Origin of the sequence: Streptomyces niphimycinicus, assembly GCF_018883605.1 — a bacterium.
Taxonomy (GTDB): Bacteria; Actinomycetota; Actinomycetes; order Streptomycetales; family Streptomycetaceae; genus Streptomyces; species Streptomyces niphimycinicus.
Genome location: NZ_JAHLEM010000051.1, coordinates 1 through 14,077, shown reverse-complemented (window position 1 = coordinate 14,077; position 14,077 = coordinate 1). Strand labels below are relative to the sequence as shown.

The window sequence follows — 14,077 nt, the reverse complement described above, 5'->3', positions numbered from 1 at the left end:
GCACCGTGCCATGCGGCCGCGGTCAGTAGGAGGATGCCGGCTTCCTACTGGCCGCGGCCCCCGTTGCGGCCGTGCACCTGATGTGGGACCCGCCTTTCAAGGGGTCCCACACGCATATCCCCCACCCCATGTGACGGACGTCACCGTATGCGCGAACCTTGTCTTCAGGTCATCATATGACCCGATCGCCGCCGAGGCCGGAGGCCGACTACGCCTTCGGACAGCACAGCACCGGGCGGCGGCGCTCCCTCATGAGCACGGCACACAGGACGAGGAGGGGCATGAGCGACCAGGACAGGCCGGCACAGCCGCGCGTGGGCGTGGTGGGGCTCGGGGCCATGGGACTCGGCATGGCTCGCAGCCTGCGGAAGGCGGGCTACCAGGTCGGGGTCCACGATCTGCGACCGGAGGTGGCCGAGGGCTTCGCCCGCGACGGCGGGACGGCGTTCGCCTCCCCCGGCGACCTGGCGGCCACGGTGGACGTCGTGGTCGGTGTCGTGGTCAACGCGGCGCAGGTCGAGTCGGTGCTGTTCGGTGCCGACGGGGCCGCCGCCCGGCTCCGCCCGGGGACCGTCTTCGTGATGTGCTCCACCGTCGATCCGGGCTGGTCCGCGGAGCTCGAGGGACGGCTGGCCGAGCGGGGTGTGCTCTACCTGGACGCCCCCATCTCCGGTGGCGCCGCGCGCGCCGCGGCCGGAGAGCTGACCATGATGACGTCGGGCTCCGCCGCGGCGTACGCGGTCGCCGACCCGGTGCTCGAGGCCATGAGTGCCACGGTCTACCGCCTGGGTGAGCAGCCCGGTCTCGGCTCGAAGGTCAAGATCGTGAACCAGTTGCTCGCGGGTGTGCACATCGCCGCGGCGGCCGAGGCGATGGCGCTGGGTCTGAAGGCCGGTGTGCCGGCCGAGGCGCTCTACGAGGTCATCACGCACAGCGCCGGCAACTCGTGGATGTTCGAGAACCGGATGGCGCATGTGCTCGCCGGTGACTACACGGCCCTCTCCGCGGTCGACATCTTCGTCAAGGACCTGGGGCTCGTCCTCGACTCCGCACGGCCGCAGCGGTTCCCGCTCCCCCTGGCGGCCACGGCTCACCAGATGTTCCTCCAGGCGTCGGCGTCGGGGCTGGGTGACGAGGACGACAGCGCGGTCATCAAGATCTTCCCCGGGATCGATCTGCCGCGGCCGATGGGGGCCTGAGATGGGAATCCGACTCGGCTGCATCGCCGACGACTTCACGGGCGCCACGGACCTGGCCAACAACCTGGTGCGCGCGGGCATGCGCGTGGTCCAGCTCATCGATGTGCCACCTGACGGCGCACAGCGGCCGGTGGACGCGGACGCCGTGGTCATCGCGCTCAAGTCGCGGACGGCTCCGGCCGCCGAGGCCGTCGAGGCGTCGCTGCGGGCCCTCGCCTGGCTGCGGTCCGCGGGCGCCGAACAGATCTACTTCAAGTACTGCTCCACCTTCGACTCGACACCGGCCGGCAACATCGGGCCGGTCACCGAGGCCCTGATGGACGCGCTCGGCACCGACTTCACGATCGCGACGCCCGCGTTCCCCGACAACGGGCGCACGGTCTTCAAGGGCCATCTCTTCGTCGGCGACGTGCTGCTCAGCGCGAGCGGTATGCGCCATCACCCGCTCACCCCGATGACCGACCCCAATCTGGTCTCGGTCCTGGGTGCGCAGACCACACGGGCGGTCGGCCTGATCGACCACACCGTCGTCGGCCGCGGTGCCGACGCGGTCCGGGCCCGGATCGACGATCTGCGCGGGCAGGGCGCCGGGATCGCCATCGCCGACGCCGTCTCCAACGAGGATCTGGTGCGTCTCGGCGCGGCGGTCCAGGGGCTGCCCCTGGTGACGGCCGGTTCGGGCCTGGCCATCGGGCTGCCCGCGAACTGGGGGTTCACGCCGTCTGACGCCGCCGCCCGGCTGCCACCGCCCGGCGGCCACCGGGCCGTCATCTCCGGATCGGTCTCCACCGCCACCAACCGCCAGGTGCTGGAGTTCCTGCGGGCCGGGCGGCCCGCGTTCAGCGTCGATCCGCTGCGTATCGCGGCCGGTGAGGACGTGTCCGGCCAGGCCCTTGCCTTCGCCGAATCCCATCTGGCCGACGGTCCTGTCCTCTTCTACTCCACCGAGGCGCCCGAGGCGGTCCGCACCGTCCAGAGCAAGCTCGGCGCCGTCGAGGCCGGTGAACTGGTGGAGCGGACCCTGGCCCGCGTGGCCCGGGGCCTCGTGGAGCGCGGTGTCCGCCAACTCGTCGTCGCGGGCGGTGAGACCTCGGGAGCGGTCGTCCGGGCCCTCGGCGTCACCGGGCTGCGCATCGGACCGCAGATCGACCCCGGTGTGCCATGGTGCGCGGCGCCGCTTCCCGGCGGCGACACGCTCCACATCACCCTGAAGTCCGGCAACTTCGGTGGCCCCGCGTTCTTCACCGACTCGTTCGCGCTGCTCGACCGGGAGGTCTCATGACCGAGTTCCACGACACCACCGTGGACGCGGCACGCGACGAGATCGTCCGGGTCGGCACAAGCCTGTTCAACAGGGGCTATGTGCACGCCAGCGCCGGGAACATCAGCGCCGGGGTCGGCGACGGCCACCTGATCACACCCACCGACGCCGCCCTGGGCTTTCTCCAGCGCGACCGCCTCGCGCTGGTCGACGCCCGGGGTGAGCGGATCGCGGGCGACCGCCCGAGCAAGACCCTGACGCTCCATCGACGCATCTACGCGGCCGACCCCACGGCCCGATTCGTCGTCCACACCCACTCCACCCACCTGGTCGCGCTCACCCTGGCCGGTGTGTGGAGCCAGGACGACGTGCTCCCGCCCATCACTCCCTACTTCGTGATGAAGGTCGGACACGTCCCGCTCATCCCCTACCACCGGCCCGGCGACCCGCGCGTGGCCGACCTGGTGACCGCCCGGATCGCCGACCACCAGGCGAGCCACACACCGATCAGGGCCGTTCTGCTCGACCGGCTCGGCCCCGTGGTCTGGGGCCCGGACGCGGCCGCCGTCCTCGCCGTCCTCGAAGAACTCGAGGAGACCGCACGTCTTTGGCTCCTGACCGACCGTCGACCGGGGCCGCTCACCACCGACGCCATCGAAGAGCTGAGGGCCACGTTCGGCACCGCTTGGTGAACCCGCTCTCCCCTCCCCGTTCGCAGAATCCCCTGAGCCGCACAAAGGATTCGTCATGCCCATCCCCGCAGTGGCGGCCGAGACCCCCGCGCTCGCCCGTGAGAACACCGTCTACCGCAAGGTCGTACGCCGCATCGTCCCCTTCCTCATCCTCTGCTACGTGGCCTCCTATCTGGACCGGGTCAATGTCGGCTTCGCGAAGCTCCAGATGTCCGACGACCTCGGGTTCAGCGAGGCGGCGTACGGCCTGGGGGCGGGCCTGTTCTTCATCGGCTACTTCATCCTGGAGGTCCCCTCCAACCTGATGCTGCAACGCGTCGGGGCCCGCACCTGGATCGCCCGCATCATGATCAGTTGGGGCCTGGTCTCGGCGGCGTTCATGTTCGTCACCAACGAGGCGACGTTCTATGTGCTGAGGTTTCTGCTCGGTGCCGCGGAGGCGGGGTTCTATCCGGGAGTGATCCTCTACTGCACCTACTGGTTCCCCTCGTACCGCCGGGCCCGGGTGATCGCGATGTTCATGTCCGCCATCCCGGTGGCGGGCATCTTCGGCAATCCGCTCTCCGGCTGGATCATGGACCACTTCCAGGGTGTGAACGGCTGGCAGGGCTGGCAGTGGATGTTCCTGCTGGAGGCCGTCCCCGCGCTCCTCGTCGGTGTCGTCACCCTCTTCTACCTGGACGACGACGTGCGCGCCGCGAAGTGGCTGACCGATGAGGAGAAGGCCGTCGTCGAGCGGGCGGTCGCCGACGACACCACGCACCGGACGGTGGACGGCCGGGTCCGGGACGCCTTCCGTGAGCCCAGGGTGTGGCTGATGTGCCTCATCTACTTCTGCTTCGTGATGGGCCAGTACGCGCTGACCTTCTGGATGCCCTCGTTCGTGGAGTCCACCGGCATCGAGGGCAACTTCGCGATCGGTGTGCTCAGCGCCGTGCCGTTCCTGGCCGCGCTCGTCGCGATGAACCTGTTCGGCCGCTCGGCGGACAGGCGCCGCGAGCGCCGCTGGCACCTGGTCATCCCGAGTCTCATGGGCGCCGTCGGGTTCTCGCTGTCCGCCGTCTGGAACGGCTCGACCGCACTGTCCCTGACCGCGCTGTCCATCGCCGCGGCCGGGGTGCTGACCTGCGCTCCGCTGTTCTGGTCGCTCCCCACCGCGTTTCTGGGCGGCACCGCCGCCGCGGCGGGCCTCGCCATGATCAACTCGGTGGGCAACCTCGCCGGTTTCGTCAGCCCCTACATGATCGGCGCGCTCAAGGACGCCACCGGCTCGGCGTCGATCCCGATGCATGTCCTGGCGCTGAGCCTGATCGTCGGCGCCGCCGCGGTGCTCACCACCAAGAAGCACATCGTCAACCGCTGACCGGGACGGTCCCGGCCCGAACGCAGGAGCCAGCATGCCGAGGTTCGCCGCGAACCTGTCCATGATGTACACCGAACACGACTTCCTCGACCGCTTCGCCGCGGCGTCGGCGGACGGCTTCGAGGCCGTCGAGTACCTCTTCCCGTACGCGTACGACGCCACCGAGCTGCGCCGCCGGCTCGACGACCACGGTCTGAGGCAGGTGCTGTTCAACGCTCCGCCCGGCGCGTGGGAGTCCGGCGAGCGCGGGCTCGCGGCGCTGCCCGGACGCGAGGCGGAGGCGCGCTCGGGGATCGAGCGGGCTCTGGAGTATGCGGCGGAGCTCGGCTGTCCACGGGTGCACATGATGGCCGGGCTGGTGGGGCCCGCACAGGACCGGGCCGAGCACCACGACACCTACCTGGCCAACCTCGCCTGGGCCGCGGAGCGGGCCGCCGCGGTGGGCGTCGACATCCTGATCGAGCCGATCAACGGCCGCGATATGCCCGGCTACTTCCTGAGCCGGCAGTCCGCAGCGCACACCGTGGTACGGGAGGTGGGAGCCCCGAACCTCAAGGTGCAGCTCGACCTCTACCACTGCCAGATCGTCGAGGGCGACCTCACCACGACCCTGCGCCGCGATCTGCCCACCGGCCGGGTCGGCCATCTACAGATCGCGGGCGTACCCGATCGCCATGAGCCCGACCGCGGCGAGCTCGACATCCGCCACCTGTTCGGCGTCATCGACGACCTGGGCTTCGACGGGTGGATCGGCTGCGAGTACATCCCGCGCGCCGGTACGAGCGAGGGGCTCGGCTGGCGACACGACTACCGAGGAGACAACGCATGAGGATCGTCATCACGGGTGGCTTCGGCTTCCTGGGGCAGCGGGTGGCCGCCGCACTGCTCACGACACGGACGTTCCGCGGTGCGCCGATCGACCGGCTGGTGCTCGCCGACCGCGTCGTGCCGTCCGGTTCGGCGGCCGCCGACCCCCTCGTGGACGTCGTACGGGGCGACCTGGTCGACCGGCTCGACGAGGTGTTCGCGGAGCCGGTGGATGTGCTGATCCATCTCGCCTCCGCGGTCTCGGCCGAATGCGAGGCCGACTTCGACCTCGGCATGGGCGCCAATGTGGACACGACGCGTGCGCTGCTCGAGGCCGCGCGGGCCCAGTCGGCCGCCGGGGGGCCGACGCCGCGGGTGGTGTTCTCCAGCAGCGTCGCCGTCTACGGTTCCGACCCCGCGCTGCCGCTGCCGCCCGTCGTCAGCGAGTCGACCCTGCCCACCCCCCGGTCGAGCTACGGGATCCAGAAGCTCGTCTGCGAGCAGCTCATCGCGGACTACACCCGCCGTGGCTTCCTCGACGGGCGCGTCGCCCGCCTGATGACCGTGTCGGTGCGGCCGGGCAAGCCGAACGCGGCCGCCTCCGGCTTCCTGTCCGGCATCATCCGCGAACCCCTCGCCGGCCTCCCGGCGATCTGCCCGGTCCGCCCCGAGCTGAAGGTGGCCCTGGCCTCGCCACGGCGCACCGTCGAGGGCATCCTGCGCATCGCGGAGGCCGAGCGCGGCGCCGGACCCGGCCGGATCGACGGCGGGGTTCCGGTCAACCTTCCGGCGCTCACGGTCTCGGTCGCCGACATGCTGGGCACGCTGCGGCAAGTGGCCGGGGACGCCGTCGCCGACCTGGTGACAATCGCACCCGATCCCGGCGTCGAGGCCCTCGTGGGCTCGTGGCCCGCCGCGTTCGACAACGCACGCGCCGCCGCGCTCGGGCTGGCACCCGACCCGGACTTCGCCTCGGTGGTACACGCCTACCTCGACGACCACGCCGACGCGGTCGTGGACGGTGCGCACCACCCTTAGCGCCGGACGGTGCGCACCACCCTTAGCGCCTGCCGTTTGGATCAGGCCGGGGCGGCCGGGACGGTGCCGATAAACTGAAGACCATGTTCTCCAAGGTGAGCGGTCCCGTGCGGCTCGCGGATCGGGTCGCGGCGATACTCTCGGAAGAGATCGAGTCCGGGCGGCTGGCCGAGGGCGACAAGCTCCCGACCGAGGTGGCGCTGGTCAAGCAGCTCGGCGTCAGCCGCACCGTCGTACGCGAGGCCGTCTCCAGGCTCCGCAACGCGGGCCTGGTCGAACCCCGTCAGGGGCTCGGCGTGTTCGTGATGCCGCGGCGCACCCGGCCGCTCGACCTGGAGGCCGAGACCGCCGAGGACACCAAGTCCAAGGTGCGGCAGATCGTGGAGGTGCGCCGCCCCATCGAGGGCGAGGCGGCGTACCTCGCGGCCACCCGGGCCACTCCGGACAGCCTCGGCCGGATGCGTCAGGCCCTGGAGGCCATCGACGCGGCGGTGGCGGCCGGGGGCGACGGCGTGGACGAGGATCTCGCCTTCCACCGCTCCATCGCCGAATCGACCGGAAATCCGGTGATGCTCTCGACGCTGCGTTACCTCGGCGAGGTGCTGCGCAGCGGAATCCGTGTCACGCGGGCGAACGAGGCGCGCCGCGGCGACTTCCTCGAAGCGGTCCGGCATGAGCACCACGCCATCCTGGCCGCCATCGAGGCCCGCGACGCCGAGGCGGCGCGGGACGCGGCGCTGCTCCATCTGAGGCATGCGGCGTCCCGGCTTCAGGACGCGGACGAGGGGTTCTGGACCGCGGCCGAGAGCCTCGGGGTGGATCTCGACGCCGCTCCCTGAGGCAAGTCCCCTGGACGCGATGTGCGGCGCGGGTCACCTATCGGCTCGGTGGTGGCGTGGTGGGCTCGGCGGGTTGGTCGGCCGCGGCTCGTGCGTAGCGGCGGGCCAGGTGGGCGAAGGCGTCCTTGAGTTCGGTCGGCCCGATGACCTCGATGTCGGCGTCGAACCTGCCGATACTGGCGGCCAGTGCGGGCCATGACCATGCGCCCAGGACGAGCCGGCAGCGGTCCGGGCCGAGTTCTTCGACGACTCCGTCCCGGGTGTAGGTGGACACGACGGAGGCGGGGAGGTCGAGGATGACCTCGCCGTGGCAGCGCCAGCCGCCGGTGCTGTCGGGGCCCTGGAAGTCGGCCCCCCGGAATCTGCCGGCGACGAAGGCGGCCACATCCCCTCCGGGCATCTCGCGCGGGGTGAAGCGGGGCCCGGTGGGGGTGCGCGGGGTGATCCGGTCGACGCGGAAGGTGCGCCAGTCGTCGCGGTCGAGGTCCCAGGCGACGAGATACCAGCGCCCGCCCCGGGTGACGAGGTGGTGCGGCTGCACCCGGCGCGGCGCGGTCGTGGCGGGGTCGGCCTGGGCGGCGGTTCCCGGTGGCGAGACGGGGACGTAGTCGAAGCGCAGTACTTCACGGGCGCGGACGGCCGCGCTGAGGGTCAGGAGAACGTCCGGGGCGACCCGCGGATACGGCCGGGTCCCCGCGCCGTCCACGGCGGTGACCTGGAGGGCGTCGACGCGATGGCGCAGCCGTGCGGGCATGACCTGCCGGACGGTGCTCAGCGCCCGCACCGCCGCCTCCTCGATTCCCGCCCCGGTGACGGCGGCGGTCTGAAGGGCCACGGTCAGGGCCACGGCCTGGTCGTCGTCGAACAGCAGCGGCGGCAGTTCCGTACCGGCGCCGAGCCGGTAGCCCCCGTCGGGGCCCTTGATGGCCGCGATGGGATAGCCCAGCTCGCGCAAGCGGTCGACATCGCGGCGCACGGTGCGCGGGCTGACCTCCAGCCGCTCGGCCAGCAACTGCCCCGGCCAGTCCCGGCGTGCCTGGAGCAGGGAGAGCAGTGACAGCAGTCGCGCTGATGTCTTCGGCATGACATCCATTCTCCCCCGAGAAGCGGCCACAACCTGTCCTCCACCCCTGCGACTGTTGTCTCTGTCAGACAACGAGAACGACAGAAGGACCCCATCACCGTGACCGCCACCACCACACCCTCCACCACGCTCGACGGCGAGCGGGCCGATCTGCTCGCCGAGCTCGCCGCCGCACGATCCGCCCTGACCACCACGGTGCGCGGGCTCGGCGACGAGCAGGCCGGCGAGCGCCCGACGGCCAGCGCACTGTGCCTGGGCGGGCTGATCAAGCACGTCGCGGCCATCGAGGAAGGCTGGCTGCGCTTCGTGCTCGAAGGCCCCTCGGCGCTCCGTTACGACCTGCCCGACGGTGTCACCTGGGCCGACCTCGCGGCCGGTACGGCACAGGAGATCCCGCAGTGGGCGATCGACAACCAGAACAACTTCCAGATGCTGCCCGGTGAGACGCTGGCCGGGATTCTCCAGCGCTATGAGCAGGTCGCCGCCCGGAGCGAGGAGATCATCACCACCGTCCCCGATCTGTCGGCGGCACATCCGCTGCCGGAGGCGCCCTGGAACGAGCCGGGGGCGGCGCACAGCGTGCGCCGGGTGCTGATGCATGTCATCGCCGAGACCGCCCAGCACGCCGGGCACGCGGACATCATCCGCGAATCGCTCGACGGGCAGAAGTCGAGCTGACCGCTGCCGGATCTCCCCGGGACCGCGCCGGTGACGGCCGTCACCGGCGCGGTCCCGGAACCCAAGAGCCAAGGAACCGAAGGGAAACGGCGCGACCGTGAAGACGCGTGAGCTGGGGCGGACCGGTATTCAGGTCAGCCCCTACTGCCTGGGCACGATGATGTTCGGCCAGGTGGGCAACCCCGATCCCGACGACTGTGTCCGGATCATCCATCGGGCGCTGGACTCGGGCATCAACTTCGTGGACACCGCCGATGTGTACGGGCCCCACGGGATGTCCGAGGAGATCGTGGGCAAGGCGCTGAAGGGCCGGCGCGACGACATCGTGCTGGCCACCAAGGTCAACGGCGCGATGGGTGAGGGTCCCAACCGTGGCGGCAGCTCCCGGCGCTGGATCATCGCCGAGGTCGAGCACTCGCTGCGCCGCCTGCGGACCGACCACATCGACCTCTACCAGATTCACCATCCCGATCCGCGGACCGATATCGAGGAGACGCTCTCCGCCCTGACCGACCTGGTGCGCAGCGGCAAGGTGCGCGCGATCGGCTCCTCCAACCTCCCGGCCTCGGAGATCGTCGAGGCGCAGTGGGTCGCCGACCGGCGCGGACTGCACCGCTTCCGCACCGAGCAGCCCACGTACTCCCTCCTCAACCGCGGCATCGAGCGCGAGATCCTGCCCGTCTGCCGGCGGTACGGCATGGGCACGCTGGTGTGGAGCCCGCTGGCGATGGGCCTGCTCACCGGCCGCTACCGCAAGGGCGGGCCCCCGGTGCGGAACGCGCGGATGAACTGGGTGCCCCGGCATCTGACCGACGAGCGCAAACTCGACGCCGTCGAACGGCTCATCCCGCTGGCCGAGGAGGCCGGTCTGTCGCTGACCCACCTGGCGATGGCCTTCGCCATCACCCACCCCGGCGTCACCTCGGCCATCATCGGGCCGCGCACCATGGAGCACCTGGAGGATCTCCTGGCCGGGGCCGCGGTCACCCTCGACGACGAGGTGCTCGACCGAATCGACCGGATCGTGCCGCCGGGAACCGACACCGGCCCGCTCGATGTGTCCTACACCCCACCGGCCCTCGAACGCGCGGCCCTGCGGCGGCGATCGGCCGGCGAGCGCGCCGCGGTGACGCGATGACCGTTCTCGGCAACCGGGCGCTGGGCCGCGCCACGCTCGCCCGCCAGTTGCTGCTCGATCGCGCCGACGTACCGGTCCTCGACGCCGTCGCGCACCTGTGCGGCATGCAGGCGCAGGAGCCGCAGGAGCCGTTCATCGGGCTCTGGTCGCGGCTGCGCGCGTTCGACCCGGCGGTCCTTTCCGACCTGCTGAGCGGGCGCGGCCTGGTGCGGACCCACCTCATGCGCCGCACCGTCCACCTGCTCACCGCCGATGACACCCTGGCCTGGCGGGCCCGCCACGAGGCCATGCTGCGCCAGCGGGTGCTCGGGACCTACCGCCGCGAGCTCGAGGGGATGGACCTCGACGAACTCGGCGCCGCGGGCCGGGCGGTGATGGCCGACGGCGCGCCCCGCTCGATGGCCGAGCTGGTCGGGGCGCTCGCCGCGCACTGGCCCGCCCCGTCACCGCGGGCACTGGGCGAAATGCTGATCGCCGCCCTCGTCCCGGTGGCGCAGACGCCGCCCCGCGGGCTGTGGCGCACCAAGGCGGGGGTGCGCAACGTCCTGCTCTCCTCCTGGCTGGGCCGACAGCCGGACCCGCCCTCCCCTGATGGCTCCGACCCGGTCGGCCAGGCGCTGGTACGGCGCTATCTGGCCGCCTTCGGCCCCGCGGCCTCAGCCGATCTGCGTGCCTGGTGCGGCCTCGCCGGGCTCCCGGCCGCCGTGTCCGCGATACGGGAGGAGCTGGTCAGCTTCCGCGATGAACGCGGCCACGAGCTGTTGGACCTTCCCGGCGCGCCACGTCCGGACCCCGACACACCCGCCCCCGTGCGGTTCCTGCCCGCGTTCGACAACGCGATCCTCGGGTACCACGACCGCGGCCGGATCATCGACGACGCTCACCGGGGTCTTTCGGTCGCCGGGGAGCGGGTGGTGCTGGTGGACGGCAGAGTCGCCGCGACCTGGAGCGTCGACACCGGCACCGTGGCCGTCACCCCGCTGGGCCGGCTGTCCCAAGCCGACCGCACCGCCGTCGCCGAGGAGGGGCGGGAACTGGCGGCGTTCCTCTCCGACGGCGAAAGCCACCGCGTGCGCGTCACTCCACGTTGAGCGGTTCCGTACGTCGCCACGCTCGGGTATGCACCGCGCCCCCGGTCATGGGGCGGGGTCCTCCTGGGGCATGGGTGTGCTCCGGCCGCCGGGCGCGGGGTGCGCGGTCGGCGCGGAACGGGCGCGGGGGCGGGCGAAGCGGCGCATCATCGGCATCTCGACGCCGCGCCACAGCAACAGCGACACCGCCACACACAGCCCCGACACCACGAGGGACAGCGCCGTGGCGGTCACCGTGTCGAAGGTCCGCTGGTCCAGTTGCACCCGGATGGCGTACAGCACCGGGAAGTGGACCATGTACAGCGCGAACGACGCCTCGCCCAGCACCACCAGGCCGCGGCGCCCCAGCCGGCTCCCGCGCCCCTGCACATCGCGGGTGGCGATGACCGGGATCAGGGCGGCCATCGGCAGACAGGTGGCCGCTCCCCATACGTACTCCTCCGGCAACTGCGGCCGTGCCGCGAAGACTCCCGCCAGGGCGAGCAGCGGCCAGTGCGGCCGCAGCGGAGGCCAGCGGTCGAGCTGGACCGCCCGGGCGAGCACCACTCCGAGGATGAACTCCAGCAGCCGTACCGGCGGGAAGAAGTAGATCAGCCACCACCGCTCCGTCGAGAGCGGTGACCAACTCCCCGGGGCCGCCTCGTCGGTGACGGCCATCGCCACCAGCGGCATCGTCACCACCAGCCCCGCCACCAGGGCGATCACCGGCCAGAGCAGCCGTGCCGGGAGCGCGTGCACCGGCCGGATCAGCAGGGGGAAGAGGAGGTAGAAGAACGCCTCGCAGGAGATGGACCAGGTGACCGGATTGACGCTGCTGAAATCGGCCATGTCCGGCACCCAGGCGTGCACCAACAGCAGATTCCGGACCGCCTGCCCCAACCCCGGATCCGGCACCGGAAGCAGGGCGGCGGTGCCCGTCACCATGAGCAGGCCCACCATCAAGGCCCAGGTCACCACATGGTTGGGGAAGATCTTCACCAGTCGGCGGCGCCAGAACCGGAGGGCGGTGTCGGCCGGGGACGCGTTCCACGCCAGCACAAAGCCACTGAGGAGGAAGAAGGAGGAGACCGCCGCCGCGCTGGCCATGGACGAGGCATCGGCGGCCTCATAGACGCCCTGGTCCTCGAAGAATCTGCCCAGCGTCAGCACATGGCCCGCCAGCACCACCCCGGCCAGCAGAAAGCGAAGACCCGTCAACGACGGCAGCCGATCGCCACGCGGTAACACATCGGCCACAGGAGACCCCTCCCCAAACGACGCAGGCACAGCACCCACGAGCCTGCCCGTCGCACCGCCCCCGCCCCAATACCGCCCCCACGGGAACATCCGGGCGAAGACCACCACCTACAGAAGGACTCAGGTCCGTGCGAGGCGGGCCGGCCTGCTCAGGAAGTCCGAGAGCGCCGCCAGCAAGCGGTCCACGTCCTCGGCGCTGTTGTAGGGGGCCAGGCCGATACGCAGGCCGCCGGTGTCGCCCAGTCCCAGCCTGCGGGATGCCTCCACCGCGTAGAAGGAGCCCGAGGGGGCGTCGACGCCGCGGCTCGCGAGGTGGCGGTAGGCGTCGGTGGTGTCCCGGCCGTCGATGGTCAGCAGCACGGTCGGGGTGCGGTCCGCCGCCCGGGAGTGGATGGTGATCGGGTCGAGGGCGGCCAGGCCCTCGTCGATGCGCCGGCGGAGGGTGGCCTCGTACTGTTCGAGGGCCGTGAACGACGAGGCCAGCCGCTCCCTGCGGCTGCCTTCGGCGCCGGGGGCCAGGGTGGCGAGGAAGTCGACGGCGGCGCGGGTGCCGGCGAGGAATTCATAGGGCAGGGTGCCGAATTCGAAGCGCTCGGGGACGGCGTTCGTCGAGGGGAGCAGCTTGTCCGGGGTCAGGGTCTCCAGGAGTTCGGGCCGGCTCGCCAGGACGCCGAGGTGGGGGCCGAAGAACTTGTAGGGGGAGCAGCAGAAGAAGTCCGCTCCGAGCTGCCGGATGTCGACATGGGCGTGGGCGGTGTAGTGCACGCCGTCGACGTAGAGCAGCGCCCCGGCCGCGTGCACCCGCCGGGAGATCTCCGGGATGGCCGGGCGGGTGCCGATCAGGTTGGAGGCGGCGGTGACCGCGACCAGCCGGGTGCGGTCACCGAGCTGGGCGCTGATGTCGTCGGGGGTCAGTTCGCCGGTGGCGGGGTCGAAGTCGGCCCAGCGGACGGTGGCCCCGGCGGCTTCGGCGGCCTGGATCCAGGGGCGGATGTTGGAGTCGTGGTCCAGCCGGGACACCACGACCTCGTCCCCCGGTGACCAGGTCTTGGCGAGGGTGCGGGAGAAGTCGTAGGTGAGGGCGGTGGCGCTGCGCCCGAAGACGACCCCGGCCGGGTCGGCGCCGAGCAGATCGGCCATGGCCTGCCGGGCCGACTGGACGAGGACCTCGGAGTTGCGCTCCCCCGCGGTGAGCCGGCCTCGGTTGGCCAGCGGGTTGGCCAGCGCGTCGGTGATGGCCTCGATGACGGGGAGCGGGGTCTGGGTGCCCCCGGGGCCGTCGAAGTGGGCCGATCCGGCCTTCAGTGCGGGGAACTGTGCGCGGATGGCGGTGATGTCGTATGCCACGAGCGACTCCTTGCGAAGGGGTGACCAGGGCGATCTTATGCAGGCACGGGTGCGGGGCGGCAGGGGGCGGGGTGGGGCCGCCGCGCCGGGGAGAGGTGTTCCGGCGCGCCGACAGCCGTCCTGATTGAATCTGTATGTATGGGGATTAATCACCCTCCTCTTACGTTGCACAGGCCCGGGGCGCGGAAGGCGGTGGCGCCGACATGAGCAGCGACGCTCCTCCCCCGCCCGAGCGGCCGAAGGGGCGGGAGGGACGCGCTCGGCGTGGTGTGACCGGCGACCCCGCGGGGCGCGCCTCGCGGGC

13 protein-coding genes are annotated in these 14,077 nt (G+C 71.6%); 10 read left to right on the top strand and 3 right to left on the bottom strand.

Going from position 1 to position 14,077, the window contains the following annotated elements; all coding sequences use genetic code 11:
• Positions 1-281: 281 nt before the first annotated feature.
• The 7 genes from ltnD to KN815_RS06230 all read left to right on the top strand — a co-directional run bounded on the left by ltnD (position 282) and on the right by KN815_RS06230 (position 7,199).
• A complete protein-coding gene (ltnD, locus tag KN815_RS06260) occupies positions 282-1,199 on the top strand; it encodes an L-threonate dehydrogenase (protein WP_216340747.1) in 918 nt (305 codons plus the stop codon).
• 1 nt (position 1,200) lies between these two features.
• Complete coding sequence (gene otnK, locus KN815_RS06255) at positions 1,201-2,481, top strand: 3-oxo-tetronate kinase (protein ID WP_216340746.1); 1,281 nt, start codon at positions 1,201-1,203, stop codon at positions 2,479-2,481.
• Complete coding sequence (locus tag KN815_RS06250; protein ID WP_216340745.1) at positions 2,478-3,152, top strand: class II aldolase/adducin family protein; 675 nt, start codon at positions 2,478-2,480, stop codon at positions 3,150-3,152. Before otnK ends, KN815_RS06250 begins: the two co-directional genes overlap by 4 nt.
• A gap of 55 nt (positions 3,153-3,207) precedes the next feature.
• Positions 3,208-4,515, top strand: a complete 1,308-nt coding sequence (locus KN815_RS06245) for an MFS transporter (RefSeq protein ID WP_216340744.1) — start codon at positions 3,208-3,210, stop codon at positions 4,513-4,515.
• 34 nt (positions 4,516-4,549) lie between these two features.
• Entirely contained in the window at positions 4,550-5,344 is a 795-nt protein-coding gene (gene otnI, locus KN815_RS06240) for a 2-oxo-tetronate isomerase (RefSeq protein WP_216340743.1), read from the top strand.
• Positions 5,341-6,360, top strand: a complete 1,020-nt coding sequence (denD, locus tag KN815_RS06235) for a D-erythronate dehydrogenase (RefSeq protein WP_216340742.1) — start codon at positions 5,341-5,343, stop codon at positions 6,358-6,360. The genes otnI and denD overlap by 4 nt, the downstream gene beginning before the upstream one ends.
• 83 nt (positions 6,361-6,443) lie before the next feature.
• The gene (locus KN815_RS06230; RefSeq protein ID WP_216340741.1) at positions 6,444-7,199 is read left to right on the top strand and encodes a FadR/GntR family transcriptional regulator; all 756 of its coding nucleotides are present in this window, start codon (positions 6,444-6,446) and stop codon (positions 7,197-7,199) included.
• 37 nt (positions 7,200-7,236) lie between these two features.
• On the opposite strand, the gene KN815_RS06225 is transcribed toward KN815_RS06230, so the two are convergent.
• Entirely contained in the window at positions 7,237-8,283 is a 1,047-nt protein-coding gene (locus tag KN815_RS06225) for a helix-turn-helix transcriptional regulator (RefSeq protein WP_216340740.1), read from the bottom strand.
• A 99-nt stretch (positions 8,284-8,382) separates the two neighbouring features.
• Between KN815_RS06225 and KN815_RS06220 the strand changes: the two genes are divergently transcribed.
• From KN815_RS06220 to KN815_RS06210, 3 genes are all read left to right on the top strand, one after another.
• Positions 8,383-8,961 carry a DinB family protein gene (locus KN815_RS06220; RefSeq protein ID WP_216340739.1) on the top strand — a complete coding sequence of 193 codons (579 nt, stop codon included), beginning with the start codon at positions 8,383-8,385 and terminating at the stop codon, positions 8,959-8,961.
• Positions 8,962-9,058: 97 nt separating this feature from the next.
• The gene (locus KN815_RS06215; RefSeq protein ID WP_216340738.1) at positions 9,059-10,099 is read left to right on the top strand and encodes an aldo/keto reductase; all 1,041 of its coding nucleotides are present in this window, start codon (positions 9,059-9,061) and stop codon (positions 10,097-10,099) included.
• Entirely contained in the window at positions 10,096-11,190 is a 1,095-nt protein-coding gene (locus tag KN815_RS06210; RefSeq protein ID WP_216340737.1) for a winged helix DNA-binding domain-containing protein, read from the top strand. The genes KN815_RS06215 and KN815_RS06210 overlap by 4 nt, the downstream gene beginning before the upstream one ends.
• Before the next feature lie 45 nt (positions 11,191-11,235).
• On the opposite strand, the gene KN815_RS06205 is transcribed toward KN815_RS06210, so the two are convergent.
• Both KN815_RS06205 and KN815_RS06200 read right to left on the bottom strand, forming a co-directional pair.
• The gene (locus KN815_RS06205; protein ID WP_216340736.1) at positions 11,236-12,387 is read right to left on the bottom strand and encodes an acyltransferase family protein; all 1,152 of its coding nucleotides are present in this window, start codon (positions 12,385-12,387) and stop codon (positions 11,236-11,238) included.
• 159 nt (positions 12,388-12,546) lie between these two features.
• Positions 12,547-13,773 (bottom strand): cysteine desulfurase-like protein, encoded by a 1,227-nt coding sequence (locus KN815_RS06200; protein ID WP_216340735.1) that lies wholly within the window; start codon positions 13,771-13,773, stop codon positions 12,547-12,549.
• Between the last annotated feature and the right edge of the window lie 304 nt (positions 13,774-14,077).

Excerpts from the sequence above, each read along its gene's own strand:
- ltnD (WP_216340747.1), top strand. The coding sequence starts at position 282 with ATGAGCGACCAGGACAGGCCGGCACAGCCGCGCGTGGGCGTGGTGGGG.
- otnK (WP_216340746.1), top strand. The coding sequence starts at position 1,201 with ATGGGAATCCGACTCGGCTGCATCGCCGACGACTTCACGGGCGCCACG.
- KN815_RS06250 (WP_216340745.1), top strand. The coding sequence starts at position 2,478 with ATGACCGAGTTCCACGACACCACCGTGGACGCGGCACGCGACGAGATC.
- KN815_RS06245 (WP_216340744.1), top strand. The coding sequence starts at position 3,208 with ATGCCCATCCCCGCAGTGGCGGCCGAGACCCCCGCGCTCGCCCGTGAG.
- otnI (WP_216340743.1), top strand. The coding sequence starts at position 4,550 with ATGCCGAGGTTCGCCGCGAACCTGTCCATGATGTACACCGAACACGAC.
- denD (WP_216340742.1), top strand. The coding sequence starts at position 5,341 with ATGAGGATCGTCATCACGGGTGGCTTCGGCTTCCTGGGGCAGCGGGTG.
- KN815_RS06230 (WP_216340741.1), top strand. The coding sequence starts at position 6,444 with ATGTTCTCCAAGGTGAGCGGTCCCGTGCGGCTCGCGGATCGGGTCGCG.
- KN815_RS06225 (WP_216340740.1), bottom strand. The coding sequence starts at position 8,283 with ATGCCGAAGACATCAGCGCGACTGCTGTCACTGCTCTCCCTGCTCCAG.
- KN815_RS06210 (WP_216340737.1), top strand. The coding sequence starts at position 10,096 with ATGACCGTTCTCGGCAACCGGGCGCTGGGCCGCGCCACGCTCGCCCGC.